Below are 16,535 nucleotides of genomic sequence, written 5' to 3' on the forward strand. Positions count from 1 at the left end.
TTTTTTAAAATAAGTAACTATTTCATTCGGAATCCGTCTAATTTTAAAAGGGGGAGCCAAAATGATTAAAAAATTCCTGTTCCTGATCTTGTTCATCGGGGGAAACCTGGCCGGCTGCAGCAACGAATCCAGCATGCCATCGGAAATGCCCGACGACTTCCAGTTCTCGCTAAAATATGGCGTACAGGCGTTAAATGAAATCGACACCTTTAACCATACATATACCAAAGATCTTATTATGGACGGAACAATCACGACGGACTTGGAGCTGACAAAAGATAATCTTCAAGCAATCTATCAAGGAATGAAGGAAATCGAGATCGTAGACACAGTGAAGAATGCCAAATATGAAGGTCCATTCGGTGAGGAAGTGCATGTAGAGCCATTGGGAGAATACCAACTCAAACTGCAACTGAACGGGGAAAAACACAATCTGTCGTGGACAGAAAATATCTACGATGAAGACACACGAAATGAACTGGCTGAATTTGTTTATCGGTTTTTACACGAAGGAATTATTATGAAAAAAGAGGAATACAAGGCCTTGCCACAAGCATCAGGCGGGTATGAATGACGAGCGATGGTTATCGCCCGATATTTTTTTGCAATCCATAGATTCCAGGTTCCTGCTGGTATCCTAATTTTTTGTTAACAGCCAGCATGGATGCATTTCTGGAATCATTATGAGTTCGGATATATTTTATATTTTTTTGTAGCGCATATTCAATCGCCTTCCGTTTTATTGCCTGCGCCAAGCCCCTTCCACGGTAATCCCGACTGACCCCAGTCATGGAATTATAACACGCCTCCTCTGATTCCTTGATGACAATAGACAATGCCACCCACCGATCATCTTCGACAGCCAAGATAAATCCTTGCTTATCAAAATCCTTCGTCAGGTTTAGCATATATTCAAGGTCAGGCTGCGGCTTCCCTTCCATACCGGGAACATCTGATACGAGCTCCCACCAAAAATCCCAAAAACGTTTGTAGTAGTCATTGGTTTGGGGATAATCAGCAAGCGTCGTAAAACGAATCCCCCTTGGCTTCAGATCCGAATGATGTCCAATCATACATCCTGTTAGTTCCAACCGAGATTCAAAGGTGTGCCAAGTTTTCATAAATCCCTGCTTTTCCGCCCAGCGAAGATCCTTATCGTTTGTATCTTGAATACCCGTCAGCAGAACCTCAACCATATTTTTATGGGCGAAACGCTCAATCTCCTGTAGAATTAAACTCCCTACACCTCTGTTCCGCCAATCTGAAGCTACCCTGATTGTAACCTGAGCGGTTCCCGGCTTTAAAACCGGATCCCATGCACCAGTGGCAAACTCGCCGAATCCTACTAAATCACCGTTCGGGGTCACAACACCCCAATGACTTAAAATTGTATCACCTGTCGCTTTTTTTTCCAGCCTATTCAGAGCATCTGAATCAGGCAGTTCCGTATTTTTCTTCAGGACCACCCTCGAAAAATTGTTCGAGGTTAACCTTATAATTTTTAAATCCATTGCAGCCAACTCTTTCTTTAAAATTTATTAATTATTAAGTTCTTTCCCTTCAATCACGTGACAATCACTACGAAATAAAGGATTTTCACTACGATTTTTAGCTTTATCACTACGAAATTGACCTCTTTCGCTACGAAAAGTGGATTTTCCACTACGTTTTTCGCCTAATACACTACTTTTTCCATCTTATGGGTAAAAAACGCCCTCCATATACGCTATAACCGGAATTTGATCCCGCATTCTGACCTGGTAATCATCCTCGAATTCAGCGGCCACAGCAATAATAGTAGAATCTGTATAATAGACCTTAGAATACGCATATTGAATTTCATTAACATTGACATCCGTTCTCACCCCACCACCTGCCAACCTCTGAATATCCTGTTCCTTCAACTCAACTTGTGAAAAAATTACTGTTCCTATTTTTCCATTCAGCTTTAGATTATATGATGCAAGCCATTCTTCCATCGGGGCTGCCGGGGCTGTTTGTTCCTGGGAAACATGGACATTTCCTAATTCAAAGGTTGAAAGAACTGCAGCTGGAAGAGCAATGGTCACAATCGCCCTACCATCAGGTTGTAAACGAATAAATACCGGACACTTCTGAATGGGTGAAGAATGTTCATTGACGACCATCAAATCCGCCATGCCCAATGAACTCCTTGAGTGAGAGTCAGGATATTGCCTAATAAAGTCATCGGAAAAACCGTCATGTAAACGAAAATTACCTAGCGCAGCGTGAATTGTACAAGGAAGCAAAAGATAAACATCAGCAAAAGGCAGGCGTTCGGTTCCATCAAGCCTTTCCCGAAAAAGCCTGGCAGTTGCAAGATCCGTCTCTTTGGAGTGTCCTGATAAGCCAGGATTCAGGACCGGTGTTCCCTCACTTCCTGGCCGGACATAAATATACACATTCTCAACAAGCTGTCCCTTGCTTTCCACGGTGACCTTCATTCTCGTATAGGAGGGGATATCCTCCCATTGATCGATCACCCAGAACTGCTCTTTCGTCAAATCCAATATGCACCCGCCTACCTGATAGCCAGCCTCAGGCTTGATAAAATAATACTGATCCACATCCTCATATAAACGCCAATCAGGCAGTGTCGCAGCCCTCATCTTAACATCTGTTCCGAGCAGGATCTTCTGGATTTCTTTTTGCTTTAACGTTCCATACGAAAAAAGATATTTCTTGTTTTCCATGCCTCTTCCCCTCAAACTTTTTATACTCTTCGCTACCCCTTATCAGCAAAAAAATACGTTAATTCAGATCCTGAATTAACGTAGTGTTAAAATTAGTTTCCTAGAATCTTCATTTCATCCAATGGATAAAAAATCACCTTTGTTGTTCCGATTATGCTTTCAAACGGGACGGCACCAAAACTCCGGCTGTCCTTGCTGTGCCTTCTGTTGTCCCCTAATACGAACAAATGCCCCTCAGGAACCACATCACTGTTGACAGGCGTGTCTTTCAATGTGAAAGTGCCCGTTAACCAGCCAAATGCTAAACTCTTCTTACTATCTTCCAAATATGGTTCATCATAAGCTTTACCGTTAATATATAAAACATCCTCTATGTATTCGATCCGATCCCCTGGCAAGCCAATCACACGCTTGATATAATCCTTGTCCTCTACAGGCGAATGAAAAACAATAATATCAAACCGCTTTGGCTGCCCAACTTTCGTGACAATCATCCGCTCGTTTTCCTGCAAGGTCGGTTCCATCGACTGACCCTTCACTTCAATCGGCGTCAAAAAAATCACTCGTACTGCAAATGCCAGCAGAATGGCAATCGCAATCGTTTTAACCCAATCCCAAATTTCATTTTTATTTAAGGTCATATTCCAGTCCCCTTTTTCTGTCGTTAGGAATATATTTCCACAAACTTCCCAAAATTCCTTCTACTAAATTTCAATAGTTGAATTTTAATTTCTTAATCGATCAGACAGGCCATTGTCATTCCCATAATGGAACTTCTCGATTTTCCCTTCCTCTTTCTCTGAGAACAGAACGTAGCCTTCTACTTCAACGGTTTCCTCTTTTCCGTCCTCTTTCTGATATCCTACTTCAGCAACAAAATCATAACGGTTTGCTATCGAGCCGTGTTTTTCAACTGCTGCACCCTTATAGGTCAACTTATAATCAAAGTTATAGGCATAAACCTGATAAGAATTCGCGAACACAGGGACAAAGAATTCAAGGCCGCGTCCCGTAAAATAAGCTCCGTATAACTCATCCATATACTGATCGAATTCCTGGTTTTCTTCCACACCATCTTTTACTGTCCTATACTTCGGATTTTCGATTAAGTCCATTAACTTCTCATCAGGACCAGAAAATTGCAGCTTCAAAACTTCCTCAACCACTTTCCCATTTATTTCTTTAGCCTCCGTTTTTGAACAGCCAGTGACGACAGCCCAAGAAAAGATGATGGCAACACTCAAAATGACGTACTTCCTTAATTGCATCATGACAATTCCCCCTTTAAAAGTAGTACGAATCATTTTGTAAAAATATTCAAAATATACATTTTTCTGTAAAATTTAATCCTAGCTATTTCTTTTTCATTTCTTTTTATCTTTTAAAAATTCCCTTTATGCCATGGCACTAGTCAAATGTTCAGGTAAATGCTCGAGCACCTGTTCCTTTTGAATCTGTTCTCCTTTTCCGAGCATTAATCTTGATAGCTTTTTATGCAAAGAATTCAATAGAAATACGCCTCTGAACAGGCACCCGGCAATGATCCCAAATGCGATCACTCCACCAGCTAGAGGCCCCATTATCAAAAGAAAATAACCTAATACAATGCTCAATATGATGGATAACAACAAATACATATTAACCCTCCCTATTTTGAGGATAACTTTTCTTACAACTTTAACATAAATATCCAAATGTTAATCTTATATTTACACAAAATTCCTTTCTTTGTGATAGACTGTTTTTTAAACATCAAAAATAAAAGGGGGAATTGCAGTGTACGAAAGTGGCCTGATTTTAGAAGGCGGCGGAATGAGAGGCGCCTATACTGCAGGGGTTCTGGATTATTTCTTAGAGAAAGAGCTGTTTTTGCCGTATGTCATCGGGGTGTCAGCTGGCGCCTGTCAGGGTTCATCGTATGTGTCGAGGCAGCCTGGGCGAAATAAGCAGGTTACCGTTGACTATGTAAGTCATCCTGAATATATTTCCTACCGCAACCTGTTCTTAAAGAAAGAACTATTTGGAATGGATTTCATTTTTGACAAGCTTCCGAATGAACTCGTTCCGTTTGATTTCAAAACGTTCAATTCCGCTACTGAAAAATTCCTTGTCGGGACGACAGATTGCCTGACAGGTGAGCCAGTTTACTTTGAAAAAAATGAGGTTCCTGATGATTTCCTGAAAATTATCAGGGCATCGAGCACCTTGCCGTTTATGGCTCCAGCCATTCCGTTCGGAAACCGGATCCTGATGGACGGCGGGATTGCTGATCCGATCCCAATCCGAAAGGCTCAAAGCGATATGGTTAAAAAGAATGTCATTGTCCTGACCAAGCCAAAGGGATACCGCAAAAAGAAATCTTCCTTTTCCTGGCTTCCCCGCTACGTTTACAAGGAATATACCGGTCTGAATCAGGCACTTGCGACAAGGTACAAAATCTATAATGAGACCCTTGACTACATTGAGGAACTCGAAGCCAAGCAGGAGGTGTTTGTAATCCGGCCATCCCAGGACCTCAAAGTCGGCCGTGTCGAGCGGAATCCTTCAAAGCTGACCCAGCTTTATGATTTAGGTTATGAAGACGCCAAAAAGGATTTTGCCTGCCTCGCTGACTGGTTGTCAGGAGAGATATCCTATGCAGCTAAATGAAGCACTGGAAACCATCTCAAATAGCCTAATACAGGATTCGCGAGTCAAGGCGATCTTCGTCAAAGGGTCTGTCGGACGTGGTGAGCATGACGAGCATTCGGATCTTGATTTGTATTGTCTAGTAGAAGACTGTGAACTTGAGGGATTCCTGAAAGACCGTATTCGCCATCTGGAGTCCTATAATCAATTGCTCTTCCATGATGACATTTACATTATTGCGCCACAAATCCTGGCTGTTTATGAAAATATGGTCCATGTGGATTTATTTACGGTCACACCCGATACCTTCGTGGAAAAGGATTATTATAAAGTTATCCATGATCCGCAGCAGCGATTGATTCAATATGAACCAAAGCAAAGCCTGCGATTGTCTGCTGGTGAATTCCAGGATGCCGTCGATGATGTTGCCTGGTTCCTTTTTCAATATAGAAAGGCATCAGCCCGCTCGAACGATCTTTGGGCGGTGAATTTGCTGAACAATGTCATCACAAACCTTTCAAGAGTCCTTCTCCATCGCTACAGGCCCGAACGCGCGCAGCTTGGACTGAAAACTCTTAAGACATCCCTGCCTGAGGCGATTTTGGCAGAGGTCAAGAAGATACAGGAACACACAACTCCTGGAAAACATCAAGCAGCGGTGGTACTTCTCATCGAGCTGCTGAAAGGACAAACAGAATGGATTTTTAAAGAAGTCCCCGACTCTGATAAAATCAAGCCTTTATGGAATCGGATGATTGGCTGAACGGTTTCGTTCAGCCAACTTATTTTCGAAACTTGCCAGGATTCTCAATACGAATGGAAGCAACTTCCCCGCACTTTAAGCAAAATGTGTAGATCTTAATGGAGCCAGTGGTGAATTTTTTATCCAACGGCCTGATCGCCGTGTAATCTGTTCCTTCTGCAAATTCCGTGCCTCCACATTTTGTGCAATTGGTTTCAGTCAATTTTGTTTCCCCTTTCCATAAACGTGTACATACATTACGTTTGCATATGGAAAAAGTTTCAAAAAAAGTGCGTCGATCATTACGACCGACGCACTCTCTCAAGTTATTCTTCAAGTTCTCTTGCCGCGGCTTTATTTTTCGGTGCGAACCAGCCGGCTAGGGCGATTGCAATTAATACTCCGTAGAATATAATCGTCCACAACGTGCTATGCGGGAAGTCATGATCTAGAATCGCGATATCATCATGTGCAAGTGTGATTACGACTAGCTTGACACCGACCCAGGCAACAATAGCGTATGCTGTAGTCTCCAAAGCAGGTCTTTTTGCGAGAAGCTTAACAAACCATGATGCTGCGAACTTAATTAAGATCAATCCAGCAATTCCGCCAAGGACAACGACGATGAACTGCCCGCCATCCATTCCGCCAAAGTCATCAAGTGGGGAATCCGGTAGACCGAGGGCAAGTGCTACTGCCGCAAGAATCGAGTCAATGGCAAAGGCCAGGTCCGCCAATGCAATTTTCCCTACTGTAGGCCAGAACCCCTTTCCCGCTGCTTCTTTCGCTTCATCCTTGCGTATGTTTTCATTTTCCTTACCGAAACGCGCCTTAATGACATGCTTCAATCCAAGGTAAAGCAAGTACGCTGCTCCAAGCGCTTGTATCTGCCAGACATTTGCAATAAAGGAAATACCAAATAGAGCACCAAATCGGAAGACGAAAGCCATGATGATTCCGTAATTGATTGCTTTTTTCTTCTGATCGTCAGGTAAATGTTTTGCAATAACCGCCAGTACGAGTGCATTATCAGCTGATAAAAGGCCTTCCAGACCAATCAAAATCAATAATGCCCATAAATACTCGAGCCAAATGGATTCCATCCGCCTCTCTCCTTCCAAATAACAAACTTATGTAAAGGTCATTAACAATAGAATGACCAAATAAGGCACGGGTCATGTGCCCTGGTAAAATTCTTTGTCGACCTTTTACGATATAACCTTATACCATTAAAATGTTTAGGCTAAACTCCTTCGGAAAGAGGCGTGAATTCTTACATTTTAGATTGAGAAGTTCTTATGTTTTGTTTTATGGCAAAAATCAAAGCAAAAAGCAGCAAAGTGAAATGTAAAGCATAAAAGATTAAAGAGTAGTTGGATTGTAAAACAAGGCCCACCAAAACAGCTGAACTTGATAACAAAATCATCCCGACAATAGCTTGCCGTCCTTCATCTCGTCTTCTAAAAACCCAAATACTGTATATTCGTTCAGATGCCTAACACTGACTGGTTAGGTGACAAACATGAGCATATACGATTTTCCCTCCACCATGTCTTCTTCCTCAATGTACCGACAAAAATGCGAGCATAAACAGGAATACAAAGGTTACGCTAAAAGCGGTGCCAAGTACGATTTGGTTGTGGATGTCCCTTCTATTGTGCAGATTCCTTAACAGCACAATCAAATTGTAAAACCAAACCCCTCCTAGTACAGGCAAGCCAAAAAAATATAGGTATTCCAACTATAAACTCCTCCTAAAACAAATTCTCTTCTATTTTCATTTGAATTGTCCCGTCCGGATTAACTTTCTCCAGCAGAATGATCGCCTCTCCATAGTATCCTTGCTCGAAATATCCGATTACCGTTTCTTCTCGTTGCTGATTCATGCGATCATTATAATAAAGGATCATGCTATTTTCGCCGAACTCTTCTTCTGGCGTGATGGTTAATTCGTATGTTCCGCCAGCAGGTATGGTTGGAATTTTAATATCCGCGACGATTTCATTGTATGTAATAGTCAGGCCAGAAACGTCTTCATTTGTTTGATTCTTAATTGTAATATCAAAGCCAGCTTCCCCTATACCGAAACAAAATGAAAGCATGACAATGACCATCAACGTGATAAAAGTGCCAACCAGCTTCCTAATATCTATCCCTCCACTTATTATCTATTTCTTTACTAAACAGACGATTCCTCCCCTGCTTCAGTTTCCAATAAAAAAAGCTGCTTAAATTGAAGCAGCTCAATCGTATTCTTGATGAACATTATTCGCCAGCCTTTTTTTCAACTTCGATTTCCTGCTGCTATTCATGCTGACGCCCCTTGGGAAGTTTAAGGAATTCAGTTTTTTTTCCTTTGACCAGTCATGGTCATCGTCTTCAAATTCATATAAGAAATGGGAAGAGCGCATTTCATTTCTAGCGGTGATCACTCTTTTGGAAAGCAGCCGACCTCGTTGAGAATTTCGCGGAACCATCTCATCACCCCTCTAAAAGAGATACTCCTTACTTTTATTTTACCATTTCTATACAAGTCCTATTTTGACTAAAATAAGTTTTTTCATCTGCCTCTTGCTTCCTTCTTTTAGAAAAAATTTCTACTTTTCCCTGAAAAACTCTTTCAATTAGTGTAAATTTACACTATATTGTATATTAAGTAAATAGTCCAGAGGAGGGGGAAACATGACTCAAAGGAAGGGGTTATTAAGTGTCATTGGAATCGTCACTGTATTGATGGCTGCGAGCATCTTTTATCTGCTTTTTGCAGATGGAGATGATTATAGATATCATACCGGGCTTGGTCATAGCCTTGCCTTATCTCCTAATGACAAGGTGATTGCTTTTTCTTTTTACCAAAATGGAACGGAAGCTATCTACACATCGGCACTGGATGGTACAGAAGTTAAAAAGGTAAGCAATCCTGATCGTGAGAATCACAGGCAACCTGTTTTTTCAGCTGACGGGAGCAGGCTGCTGTATTTATCGCAAAATCAAGATGGCATCCAATCGCTTTACATAGCAAATATTGATGGTGCCAATCCAGAGAAACTTTCCAAAGATGCACAGCATGTATCTGGAGCTGTTTTTTCAGAGGACGGCAATACTATTTTTTACGCGAGTACGCCTGCAAAAGAATTCATGAAATCGGAAGGTGAGTCACAAGAGGGTTTTCATTTATTTTCGGTGGAACATGACGGAAACAATCTGCAGCGTCTCACAGACCAAGACTTAATCACGATACACAGTCTAATCCATTTGGATGAAACGAAGGAAATCTTATTTCAGGATGATCAGGACGTTCTGGCTTTTGATCTAGAGGAAAAACGGATCTACCAATCCGGGTTCAGCAGCAAGCTTCCGAATGACTTCTTTTACCTGACCTATTCACCGTCAAGAAATATGGCCGCCTACACTGCCGTTTCCAATGAATCGAAGGATTCCTCTCTTTTCAAGTATGAATTGTTTCTTCGTGATTTCACGAAAGACCACACCAAGAGGCTGACTGATTTGAATACGGCAGTGGTATCGCCAGTATTTTTTCATCAACAGGAGAACATTCTTTTCCTCGAGAATGTGAACTGGCCAAATGTCCCTGAAGAATACAAATTGATGAATATTGATTTGAAAACCAAAGAAATGAATGAAATCAATCTGGGTATAACTTCGTCACAGTCCAGAAACCCGGTCATGAAAGCGATTAATTATACCGTGAACGGCTGGACCGTTGGGCTTTTATATACCTTGCTGCTCCTTCTGCTGACTGTTTATGTAAAAAAAGTTTATTTGCCCTCGCTCATCAGCCTGGCAATCGCCCTCCTATCCGTTGCAGCCAGCTTCATTGTAGCTGCGGCAATTGACCCATGGGCTGGCATTGGTGTTGGGATGCTGGCGGCAGGCATGTTGGCTTGCACTATTGTCGCCTTCATCTTTGCCTTTGTATGGAAGTTTATCAGAAAAGGGGAAAATAAAAATGTCTGAACCAGTCGGAATGATTATCACGATTCTAGTCAATATTGCCCTGTTTGGTTTGGCAAACTACTTTGCCATTAAACATTCCGTTCAAAATGTAAAAAAACGAATTGCTGCAGGAATCATCTTTCTTCTGTGCACACCAGCAGTCTTTTTCATCACGCTGTATATCGGCGCTCTTTGGGACGATTCCGGCTGGGGAGCGGGCATTGTTACTGTCATTGCCTCTGGTTTATATATATTGAACGGACTCGGAATGCTGTTATCTTCAATCCACATCCACTTCAGTAAAACATAACAAAAAACCAACTCCACGTTGAGTTGGTTTTTGTCATTGTGGTGATCCAGGCGGATAATAATATGGCGGAACTTTAAGCCAGCCCCTTTTGCGCATCAATGTCTTTAATGTCGTTCCGAACGCAGACCACTCAAGGTAGAATTGCAGCCACATCCGGCCTACATCGTCTCGGACAGCATCTGCCTGTCCTTTTGAACACGCCTGCATACAAGTGACCAACTTAAATGCAACACCATTCGCCAGTTCATCATCTGTTAACTTAACACCAAGGGGAATATCATTTGGATCCGAATTCGGTTTTGCCGCAGTTGTATCCGGTAAAGGAAGTCCTTCTTTTTTCATAAAATCATTCAAGCTTCGCACTTGTGCCTCACATATCCTAATAAGATCATTAAGCATTTCCTTGACTTCATCATCCGTCGTCGTGTTCAAGCCCGCTTCCTCATAACGAATGAATTCAACCATTAAGGTCAGATAAGTCCAGCAATCTCCCGCTTCAATGATATGCATAGGTGATTTTGGTTCATTCGCAGTATCAACAGATATTTTCAGCATACTCCAAATCGCTTCGAAAGGATTAGACATTTTACACCTCCTCCCCCTTATCATTTCAAATAATGAGAGAAAACATGCAGAAACAGAGGGACGGTTCTTGTGTTTTCAAAACACAAGAACCGTCCCCCTGTTTTACTTACTGTCGTTTTTATCTTCCCTGATTTCCTTCTTGACCTCATCTGTGAGGCCTTCGGTTGCTTTTTTGAATTCTCTCATTGACTTCCCTACTGCTCGTCCGATCTCCGGCAACTTGTTTGGTCCGAAGATGATCAGCGCAATCACCAGAATCAGGATTAATCCTGGAAACCCTATATTTGAAAGCATTACATCGTCTCCTATTGAAAAGATACGTCCATTATAGCGAAAAGTTGAAAGGATTTAAACCCATTGGTTTTTAGCGTATCATTACGATTCTTTAGATAAAAATAAGTTTGAAGAATCATCATGAAGGAGTGAATCATCATGAAGTTTAAATTCGGATTGTTAATGGTATGTCTAATCCTCAGTTATGGATTATCAGGGAATGCTTCTGCCCAGACCCCGGTTCCGCCAGATTTTGGAGCAAAAGGAGCACTCCAGGACTCTTCGATTACCCTCGAAGAAGCACTGGTGTACGCTATTCAGGATGAGTACCTGGCACAGGCCCGATATGATGCGATCATTGGCAAATTCGGCAATGTCCGTACTTTTACCAATATTAAGGCTGCTGAGCAGCGCCACATCAGTGCCCTGGTCAACCTTTTCCAAAAATACAATATTAAGATTCCAGACAACAACGCCAGCCAATATGTGACCGCCCCTGAAACCCTTAAGGATGCATATAAACAAGGCGTGGACGGCGAGATTGAAAATATCGCGATGTATGACAAGCTAAAAGGCATTCCCTCCTTACCGGAGGATGTGAAGGCTGTGTTCACACAGCTGGGCAACGCATCGAAAAATCACCTCGAGGCATTCCGTCGTGGATTGGGTCGTGGGCATTAATAACCACAATCGCTTGGTTTATAGCCAAGCGATATTATTGTACAGTCCAGTGATAAGATAATGCCTTTAGCTTCTTTTTTACAAAATGAAAAAACAAGAGCAATAATATAGCTGACGCTGGATATACCGGGATGGAATAAAGGATTTTCCAGCCGGTGTAAACAAGGGCTTTGTTTATGACACAGATCCATTCATAAAAGACGGCAAACACCGTCCAAAAAAGGATATACCAGGCTGTTTTTTTACCATAAAGTTCGAACTTATCGTAGATATATAAGAATACCAAGGATGCACAAGGATACATGAAAAAATGAAACAATGCACCTGAAAGTTCATATGTGGGATTATCGCCAAAATAATATAGCTTAAAAGGTGTTGCGATTAAGAAATAATCTATTGAAGAAACGAGTGACAGATTGTAAATCCAAATCAATAACACCATTACAGGGGGAAAATATCTTCGTATAGGCCAAAACGCTAGCAATGCAGCCGTTGAAGAAATTAGGAAGAACCATTCATTCCAATCATAGGTTACATTCATTTGTACTCCCCTCCCCTGAACAACAAAATGCGAAAAATTTTCATGAAACCAAGCAAGCTCGCCAGCCCGCCAAACCAGATAGCCGGGGACCACCAGAATTGCCAATTTACATGAATCAGAACGCCTAGAAAATGATTCACCCATTCAATACTCGTCAAAATAGCCACAAAAACAACTGTTAAGATTGATTTCTTAAACCAGGTACTCGAGGTTAGGTAGTAATCAACAAATAGAACCATCACCAGCGGATATATGGTATTCCGACTTAAAAAGTGCGAAAGTTCATGTGTTAAGATTTCAGGAATATGCAGCGTCTTGAAATTCATATAGCATAAAGCTGAAAAATTCTCCCCGATGTATGACCCCACCATCCAATAGGCGATGATTTCAAGGATATGGAGATTCTTCTTTTTCTTGATGAAAAACAGTAATATGATGCCATTCAGGATGAGATAAAATAACAAGACCATGCTGGCTTCTCCTCTATTCAAACTTTTACCATGGGAATATTGTTCCCAATTGGAAGTTTTCCTCTCATTAAATTGCTTTCTCGTTAAAAGGATTTTTAACCGCCGCTATCTAATTATCTATATAAACAATTTAAGGTGGTCTAAAAGATGAATCCATTCGTATTTGCCTGCATTGCCCCCCATGGCGGCGAGGTTATCCCTGAATTACAAGGACCGGATCCCGGCAGAATGGCCGTTACCAGAGAAAGCATGTTCAAACTAGGGCGCTATATGACAGAGGCAAAACCTGATTGCATCATTGTTCTCACTCCTCATGGAACAAGAATCAATGGCCGGTTTTCTATTGCTGATTCTGAAAGGATGCAAGGCTGCTGGGAAGATAATGGCGCTGCCTTTATGATGGAAAAGCGTGTACAGCGTGATTTGGCGAGATTGATTAATGAGGAAGTTCTTAATGACGGATTGCCGTCTTCAACAATCAATTTTGGCACCGCAGAAGGACCGATTTCCTGCTTGCCACTTGATTGGGGAGCAATTGTGCCGCTCAGGTTCATGCCAGACGTCCCGATTGTGGTCATAACACCTTCCAGAGAGCTCAGTTTCCAGCAGCATATCGATTTCGGTGTTTCTCTTCGTGAGGCCGGCGCAAAATCTGGCCAACGTGTGGGCCTGATAGCCAGCTGCGACTGGTCCCATGCACATGGTGACAACGGACCATATGGATTCCACCCGGATGCCGGTAAACTAGATCAGCAAGTGGCCGGACTGATTACATCCAACCGATTAGAAAGCATGATGGAATTTGACGCAGAATACATCGAAAATGCCAAGCCAGACGGGATATGGCAAACTCTAATCCTTGCAGGTGCCATATTTCCTGAAGAAAGAAATGTGGAGTTCCTATCATATGAAGCCCCTACTTATTTCGGGATGATCTGTGCAGCCTACCATTCCTAAGGCTTTAACATGTAAGAAGAACCTTTCAAAAGAAAAAATCTAGTCGCTGTGACTAGATTTTCTTTTTGATATCCTCCCTGAGTCCATCGATGACATTATGAGGCAAATTCGCAGGAAGCGATGAGCCATCCTGCAGAATCCAGGCATTCATCAATTCCAAATCTGATTTTTGAAACGTTATGATGTACTGATCATCCTCATACGTAAATTCTACAGTCACATGCTCCTCATCGTAGGACTCTACATCAATTATCATGTTTTGAATGGTATATTCTTTCACAGACCATCTTCCCTTTTCAGCAATATGGTCGTTAGGATGAACAGAGAATATGTTTTTTATGTAAGGGTTATTGAAATTGATAGAAATGTATGTGAAATTGAGTTCTCAACCTGCTATCACCTCTGTATAATGAAAACATATCACTAAGCCTCTGTAGCTCTAGAAGGGAAGAGCGCCGGAAAACATTGTAGCGACCGGGTCGCAAGGTGAGGGTTTCAGAAGCACCGAAAAGCAAATCAGCTGAGGCAGGTGGAATTCCTGCCGGTGAAATTCCGTAGGGAAGCGTGTTCTCCCCTAACCTATGCTTACGCAAGGAGTGCGGGTTCGAATCCCGTCAGAGGCATTTTATTCAGTTAGATGGTCCTTAAAAATCACCTTGAACCGCGGCTTGAAAACCACTTCTACTGTTTGCAGAAGGTCTTCCTCCTGTCTGGTCATGAGGATACTTGAACAGTCCCTTCGATCCGCAGTAATCTCATATTTTTCTACACGCTTCAAATCCAGCTGCATCATCAAGTTATGCGAATCCAGCTCTTTCACCTCAATCCTCACTTCGCCATATGAAGGTGAAATCGTGACCGAAAACTCCTCAACCCCATTCGTAAATTTGTAGTTGGCTTCGTTATAATAGAATGGAAAATCCTTTGACTTATCAAATAAAGTTGGTTCACATTCAAATAATGAAAGAAGATCAGTTTCGTCTGGAAAAATAGGCATATTACCACCCCTGTTTGAAAATATGTTTACATAAAGTTATCGGTATCCCTTTTAATAATAATTAACCTATACTCGTTAAAATCACGCCATATAATCATAAATTATCTGCTTTTTCTCTTTTTGTGGCTTGCAAAGGCTTTCTTTTTACCAGTTCTGCTTCTTTTCATCTTTTTCTGGCAATGTAGCCGCTCTTCATTTAATGTTTGGACCAATTTATAACCACTATTGAGAATATATTGACCACATTTTTGAATATATCAGCGGATTTTTAAATATATCGACCACATTTTTCATTATATCGGCGAATTTCCAAATATATCGACCACATTTACAATTATATCGACCAACTCCCGAAATCCTTCGATTGGTACGAAAAAAAAACCGCCAACTAGGCGGCTATGAACAGTCAACTATTATTCTGTGAAGCAACCCTGCCCTCAACAGTTGCTTTCTTGTCGCCGATTGACAGCCATGTCACGAAAATCAGCATGATCATCGCCCCCATAAGCTGGACGCTTTGAAGCATGGTACCGAACCAGATAACCGAAATCACCATGACGGTTAAGGGTTCAACGCTCGATAATATGCTCGTTTCGACTGCACTGATATAATTCAGGCTTCCAAGGAATAAAAGGAAGGCCAATGTGCCAAAGACAATCAGGATTGCCAAGATCAAGATCATCTGTGGCTGAGCAAGAATTTGCCATTCTTCAGACAGCCAGACACGGTTGACCAGACCGAGAACGATTCCGCCAAGCAGCATGCTCCATCCCACAATCATCAATACGCTCCATTCCTTCATCAGCCGTGCAGGATATAAGGTATAGAAAGCAAACGTCAGGCCGACCGCAACTCCCCAAATCAGCGCCTCCCTGCTGACAAGCAGACTCCTCACTGACCCATTCGTTAACAGCAGGAACAAGCCAATCAAAGTACCGGCAATCCCCAGCATTTGATAGCGCGGCGGCCATTTTTTGTGAGAGAACGAAACATAGAGCACGACAAAGATTGGCGCTGAGAATTGAAGCAAGGTCGCTACAATCGCATTGCTTGTCTCAATCGCCATTGTAAAAGTAAACTGCAGTCCGACCATTCCAATAATGCTGAAAATGATTAATTGGTTCCGCCAATAAGGTGTCTTCATGACTGTAAAAATGTCTGCTCTTTTGATTGCCAGGTACGTCAGGATACTCCCTCCTGCAATCATCATCCGAATCGTCAGAATAAAAGGCACTGTCAAAGCCGTGTTCGCTAGCACCCATTCCGTGATCGATCCCGTCATTCCCCACAGCATCGCCCCGGTGACGATCATAAGTATTCCCTTTAGCCGCAACATGATTGGTACACTCCTAAATGGTCAATTATGTAAAAATACACCTCTATTAAGTTAGATTCTAGGATTCAATTTCCTCATCTGCCTTAGCGCTGAAAAAGTCCTCCATCAACCGGTCATATAGCTTGGAGTTTTTCGGAATCGTGTACAATTCTTTATTACCGTCAAACTTAATTCGCAGCGACCCCGTTTCTGTATCAAGCCAAAATCGATAATGACCTTCTTTATATAAATGCTTGCTCGTTTCCATCCTTCGTCCCCTCCATTTCTATTTAAATATTATTCTACCATAAAAATCCCAACAACTATCCTGCATGCGAAGAGCTCCTGCAAGAAATCACCTATAA

23 protein-coding genes are annotated in these 16,535 nt (G+C 41.9%); 7 read left to right on the forward strand and 16 right to left on the reverse strand.

Translation table 11 applies throughout. The annotated features are described in order from the left end of the window. The first annotated feature begins 61 nt into the window (after window positions 1–61). Window positions 62–574, forward strand: a complete 513-nt coding sequence (locus EJA10_RS03775; RefSeq protein ID WP_125478665.1) for a hypothetical protein — start codon at window positions 62–64, stop codon at window positions 572–574. Between the two features lie 10 nt (window positions 575–584). On the opposite strand, the gene EJA10_RS03780 is transcribed toward EJA10_RS03775, so the two are convergent. The 5 genes from EJA10_RS03780 to EJA10_RS03800 form a co-directional block, all read right to left on the reverse strand. After that, window positions 585–1,511, reverse strand: coding sequence for a GNAT family N-acetyltransferase (locus EJA10_RS03780; protein ID WP_125478666.1), 927 nt, complete (start codon window positions 1,509–1,511; stop codon window positions 585–587). A gap of 186 nt (window positions 1,512–1,697) precedes the next feature. After that, window positions 1,698–2,714, reverse strand: a complete 1,017-nt coding sequence (locus EJA10_RS03785; protein WP_125478667.1) for a gamma-glutamylcyclotransferase family protein — start codon at window positions 2,712–2,714, stop codon at window positions 1,698–1,700. Between the two features lie 92 nt (window positions 2,715–2,806). Beyond that, on the reverse strand, window positions 2,807–3,355 hold the full coding sequence (gene lepB, locus EJA10_RS03790) for a signal peptidase I (RefSeq protein WP_125478668.1): 549 nt from the start codon (window positions 3,353–3,355) through the stop codon (window positions 2,807–2,809). An 84-nt stretch (window positions 3,356–3,439) separates the two neighbouring features. Further along, window positions 3,440–3,985 carry a hypothetical protein gene (locus EJA10_RS03795; protein ID WP_125478669.1) on the reverse strand — a complete coding sequence of 182 codons (546 nt, stop codon included), beginning with the start codon at window positions 3,983–3,985 and terminating at the stop codon, window positions 3,440–3,442. A 123-nt stretch (window positions 3,986–4,108) separates the two neighbouring features. After that, window positions 4,109–4,351, reverse strand: coding sequence for a hypothetical protein (locus EJA10_RS03800; RefSeq protein ID WP_125478670.1), 243 nt, complete (start codon window positions 4,349–4,351; stop codon window positions 4,109–4,111). 139 nt (window positions 4,352–4,490) lie between these two features. Here EJA10_RS03800 and EJA10_RS03805 point away from each other — a divergent pair, with 139 nt between their 5' ends. Together EJA10_RS03805 and EJA10_RS03810 are read left to right on the forward strand one after the other, a co-directional pair. Further along, the gene (locus EJA10_RS03805; RefSeq protein ID WP_125478671.1) at window positions 4,491–5,363 is read left to right on the forward strand and encodes a patatin-like phospholipase family protein; all 873 of its coding nucleotides are present in this window, start codon (window positions 4,491–4,493) and stop codon (window positions 5,361–5,363) included. Further along, the gene (locus tag EJA10_RS03810; protein WP_125478672.1) at window positions 5,350–6,105 is read left to right on the forward strand and encodes a nucleotidyltransferase domain-containing protein; all 756 of its coding nucleotides are present in this window, start codon (window positions 5,350–5,352) and stop codon (window positions 6,103–6,105) included. Before EJA10_RS03805 ends, EJA10_RS03810 begins: the two co-directional genes overlap by 14 nt. 19 nt (window positions 6,106–6,124) lie before the next feature. On the opposite strand, the gene EJA10_RS03815 is transcribed toward EJA10_RS03810, so the two are convergent. The 4 genes from EJA10_RS03815 to EJA10_RS03835 all read right to left on the reverse strand — a co-directional run bounded on the left by EJA10_RS03815 (window position 6,125) and on the right by EJA10_RS03835 (window position 8,561). Continuing rightward, a complete protein-coding gene (locus EJA10_RS03815; RefSeq protein ID WP_125478673.1) occupies window positions 6,125–6,307 on the reverse strand; it encodes a hypothetical protein in 183 nt (60 codons plus the stop codon). 103 nt (window positions 6,308–6,410) lie between these two features. Beyond that, window positions 6,411–7,187 (reverse strand): TerC family protein, encoded by a 777-nt coding sequence (locus tag EJA10_RS03820; RefSeq protein ID WP_125478674.1) that lies wholly within the window; start codon window positions 7,185–7,187, stop codon window positions 6,411–6,413. Window positions 7,188–7,838: 651 nt separating this feature from the next. Continuing rightward, window positions 7,839–8,186 carry a hypothetical protein gene (locus tag EJA10_RS03830; RefSeq protein ID WP_125478676.1) on the reverse strand — a complete coding sequence of 116 codons (348 nt, stop codon included), beginning with the start codon at window positions 8,184–8,186 and terminating at the stop codon, window positions 7,839–7,841. 141 nt (window positions 8,187–8,327) lie between these two features. Beyond that, window positions 8,328–8,561, reverse strand: a complete 234-nt coding sequence (locus EJA10_RS03835; RefSeq protein WP_125478677.1) for a hypothetical protein — start codon at window positions 8,559–8,561, stop codon at window positions 8,328–8,330. A gap of 205 nt (window positions 8,562–8,766) precedes the next feature. Between EJA10_RS03835 and EJA10_RS03840 the strand changes: the two genes are divergently transcribed. Both EJA10_RS03840 and EJA10_RS03845 read left to right on the forward strand, forming a co-directional pair. Next, window positions 8,767–10,062, forward strand: coding sequence for a DPP IV N-terminal domain-containing protein (locus EJA10_RS03840; RefSeq protein WP_125478678.1), 1,296 nt, complete (start codon window positions 8,767–8,769; stop codon window positions 10,060–10,062). After that, window positions 10,055–10,351 (forward strand): hypothetical protein, encoded by a 297-nt coding sequence (locus EJA10_RS03845; protein ID WP_125478679.1) that lies wholly within the window; start codon window positions 10,055–10,057, stop codon window positions 10,349–10,351. The genes EJA10_RS03840 and EJA10_RS03845 overlap by 8 nt, the downstream gene beginning before the upstream one ends. Before the next feature lie 33 nt (window positions 10,352–10,384). Here EJA10_RS03845 and EJA10_RS03850 read toward each other — a convergent pair whose 3' ends face one another. After that, window positions 10,385–10,936, reverse strand: coding sequence for a DUF3231 family protein (locus EJA10_RS03850; protein WP_125478680.1), 552 nt, complete (start codon window positions 10,934–10,936; stop codon window positions 10,385–10,387). A 102-nt stretch (window positions 10,937–11,038) separates the two neighbouring features. Next, window positions 11,039–11,230 carry a twin-arginine translocase TatA/TatE family subunit gene (tatA, locus tag EJA10_RS03855; protein WP_125478681.1) on the reverse strand — a complete coding sequence of 64 codons (192 nt, stop codon included), beginning with the start codon at window positions 11,228–11,230 and terminating at the stop codon, window positions 11,039–11,041. Window positions 11,231–11,368: 138 nt separating this feature from the next. Between tatA and EJA10_RS03860 the strand changes: the two genes are divergently transcribed. Continuing rightward, complete coding sequence (locus tag EJA10_RS03860) at window positions 11,369–11,890, forward strand: ferritin-like domain-containing protein (protein ID WP_125478682.1); 522 nt, start codon at window positions 11,369–11,371, stop codon at window positions 11,888–11,890. Window positions 11,891–12,427: 537 nt separating this feature from the next. Here the strand turns inward: EJA10_RS03860 and EJA10_RS03865 are convergent. After that, entirely contained in the window at window positions 12,428–12,901 is a 474-nt protein-coding gene (locus EJA10_RS03865) for a hypothetical protein (protein ID WP_125478683.1), read from the reverse strand. Between the two features lie 147 nt (window positions 12,902–13,048). Here EJA10_RS03865 and EJA10_RS03870 point away from each other — a divergent pair, with 147 nt between their 5' ends. Beyond that, window positions 13,049–13,858: a DODA-type extradiol aromatic ring-opening family dioxygenase gene (locus EJA10_RS03870; protein WP_125478684.1), complete on the forward strand. Its 810-nt coding sequence runs from the start codon at window positions 13,049–13,051 to the stop codon at window positions 13,856–13,858. A gap of 52 nt (window positions 13,859–13,910) precedes the next feature. On the opposite strand, the gene EJA10_RS03875 is transcribed toward EJA10_RS03870, so the two are convergent. From EJA10_RS03875 to EJA10_RS03890, 4 genes are all read right to left on the reverse strand, one after another. After that, window positions 13,911–14,138: a hypothetical protein gene (locus EJA10_RS03875; RefSeq protein WP_125478685.1), complete on the reverse strand. Its 228-nt coding sequence runs from the start codon at window positions 14,136–14,138 to the stop codon at window positions 13,911–13,913. 345 nt (window positions 14,139–14,483) lie between these two features. Beyond that, on the reverse strand, window positions 14,484–14,855 hold the full coding sequence (locus EJA10_RS03880; protein ID WP_125478686.1) for a hypothetical protein: 372 nt from the start codon (window positions 14,853–14,855) through the stop codon (window positions 14,484–14,486). Between the two features lie 406 nt (window positions 14,856–15,261). Next, the gene (locus EJA10_RS03885) at window positions 15,262–16,191 is read right to left on the reverse strand and encodes a DMT family transporter (protein ID WP_125478687.1); all 930 of its coding nucleotides are present in this window, start codon (window positions 16,189–16,191) and stop codon (window positions 15,262–15,264) included. 58 nt (window positions 16,192–16,249) lie between these two features. Next, window positions 16,250–16,438: a hypothetical protein gene (locus EJA10_RS03890; RefSeq protein WP_125478688.1), complete on the reverse strand. Its 189-nt coding sequence runs from the start codon at window positions 16,436–16,438 to the stop codon at window positions 16,250–16,252. Between the last annotated feature and the right edge of the window lie 97 nt (window positions 16,439–16,535).

Origin of the sequence: Mesobacillus subterraneus (assembly GCF_003937825.1) — a bacterium.
Classification (GTDB): domain Bacteria; phylum Bacillota; class Bacilli; order Bacillales; family Cytobacillaceae; genus Mesobacillus; species Mesobacillus subterraneus.

Coding starts and splice junctions, on each gene's coding strand:
- EJA10_RS03795 (WP_125478669.1), bottom strand. CDS start 3,985: ATGATGCAATTAAGGAAGTACGTCATTTTGAGTGTTGCCATCATCTTT.
- EJA10_RS03840 (WP_125478678.1), top strand. CDS start 8,767: ATGACTCAAAGGAAGGGGTTATTAAGTGTCATTGGAATCGTCACTGTA.
- EJA10_RS03785 (WP_125478667.1), bottom strand. CDS start 2,714: ATGGAAAACAAGAAATATCTTTTTTCGTATGGAACGTTAAAGCAAAAA.
- EJA10_RS03810 (WP_125478672.1), top strand. CDS start 5,350: ATGCAGCTAAATGAAGCACTGGAAACCATCTCAAATAGCCTAATACAG.
- EJA10_RS03820 (WP_125478674.1), bottom strand. CDS start 7,187: ATGGAATCCATTTGGCTCGAGTATTTATGGGCATTATTGATTTTGATT.
- EJA10_RS03835 (WP_125478677.1), bottom strand. CDS start 8,561: ATGGTTCCGCGAAATTCTCAACGAGGTCGGCTGCTTTCCAAAAGAGTG.
- EJA10_RS03870 (WP_125478684.1), top strand. CDS start 13,049: ATGAATCCATTCGTATTTGCCTGCATTGCCCCCCATGGCGGCGAGGTT.
- EJA10_RS03865 (WP_125478683.1), bottom strand. CDS start 12,901: ATGGTCTTGTTATTTTATCTCATCCTGAATGGCATCATATTACTGTTT.
- EJA10_RS03800 (WP_125478670.1), bottom strand. CDS start 4,351: ATGTATTTGTTGTTATCCATCATATTGAGCATTGTATTAGGTTATTTT.
- EJA10_RS03830 (WP_125478676.1), bottom strand. CDS start 8,186: ATGCTTTCATTTTGTTTCGGTATAGGGGAAGCTGGCTTTGATATTACA.
- EJA10_RS03880 (WP_125478686.1), bottom strand. CDS start 14,855: ATGCCTATTTTTCCAGACGAAACTGATCTTCTTTCATTATTTGAATGT.
- EJA10_RS03850 (WP_125478680.1), bottom strand. CDS start 10,936: ATGTCTAATCCTTTCGAAGCGATTTGGAGTATGCTGAAAATATCTGTT.
- lepB (WP_125478668.1), bottom strand. CDS start 3,355: ATGACCTTAAATAAAAATGAAATTTGGGATTGGGTTAAAACGATTGCG.
- EJA10_RS03845 (WP_125478679.1), top strand. CDS start 10,055: ATGTCTGAACCAGTCGGAATGATTATCACGATTCTAGTCAATATTGCC.
- EJA10_RS03860 (WP_125478682.1), top strand. CDS start 11,369: ATGAAGTTTAAATTCGGATTGTTAATGGTATGTCTAATCCTCAGTTAT.
- EJA10_RS03890 (WP_125478688.1), bottom strand. CDS start 16,438: ATGGAAACGAGCAAGCATTTATATAAAGAAGGTCATTATCGATTTTGG.
- EJA10_RS03885 (WP_125478687.1), bottom strand. CDS start 16,191: ATGTTGCGGCTAAAGGGAATACTTATGATCGTCACCGGGGCGATGCTG.
- EJA10_RS03780 (WP_125478666.1), bottom strand. CDS start 1,511: ATGGATTTAAAAATTATAAGGTTAACCTCGAACAATTTTTCGAGGGTG.
- EJA10_RS03775 (WP_125478665.1), top strand. CDS start 62: ATGATTAAAAAATTCCTGTTCCTGATCTTGTTCATCGGGGGAAACCTG.
- tatA (WP_125478681.1), bottom strand. CDS start 11,230: ATGCTTTCAAATATAGGGTTTCCAGGATTAATCCTGATTCTGGTGATT.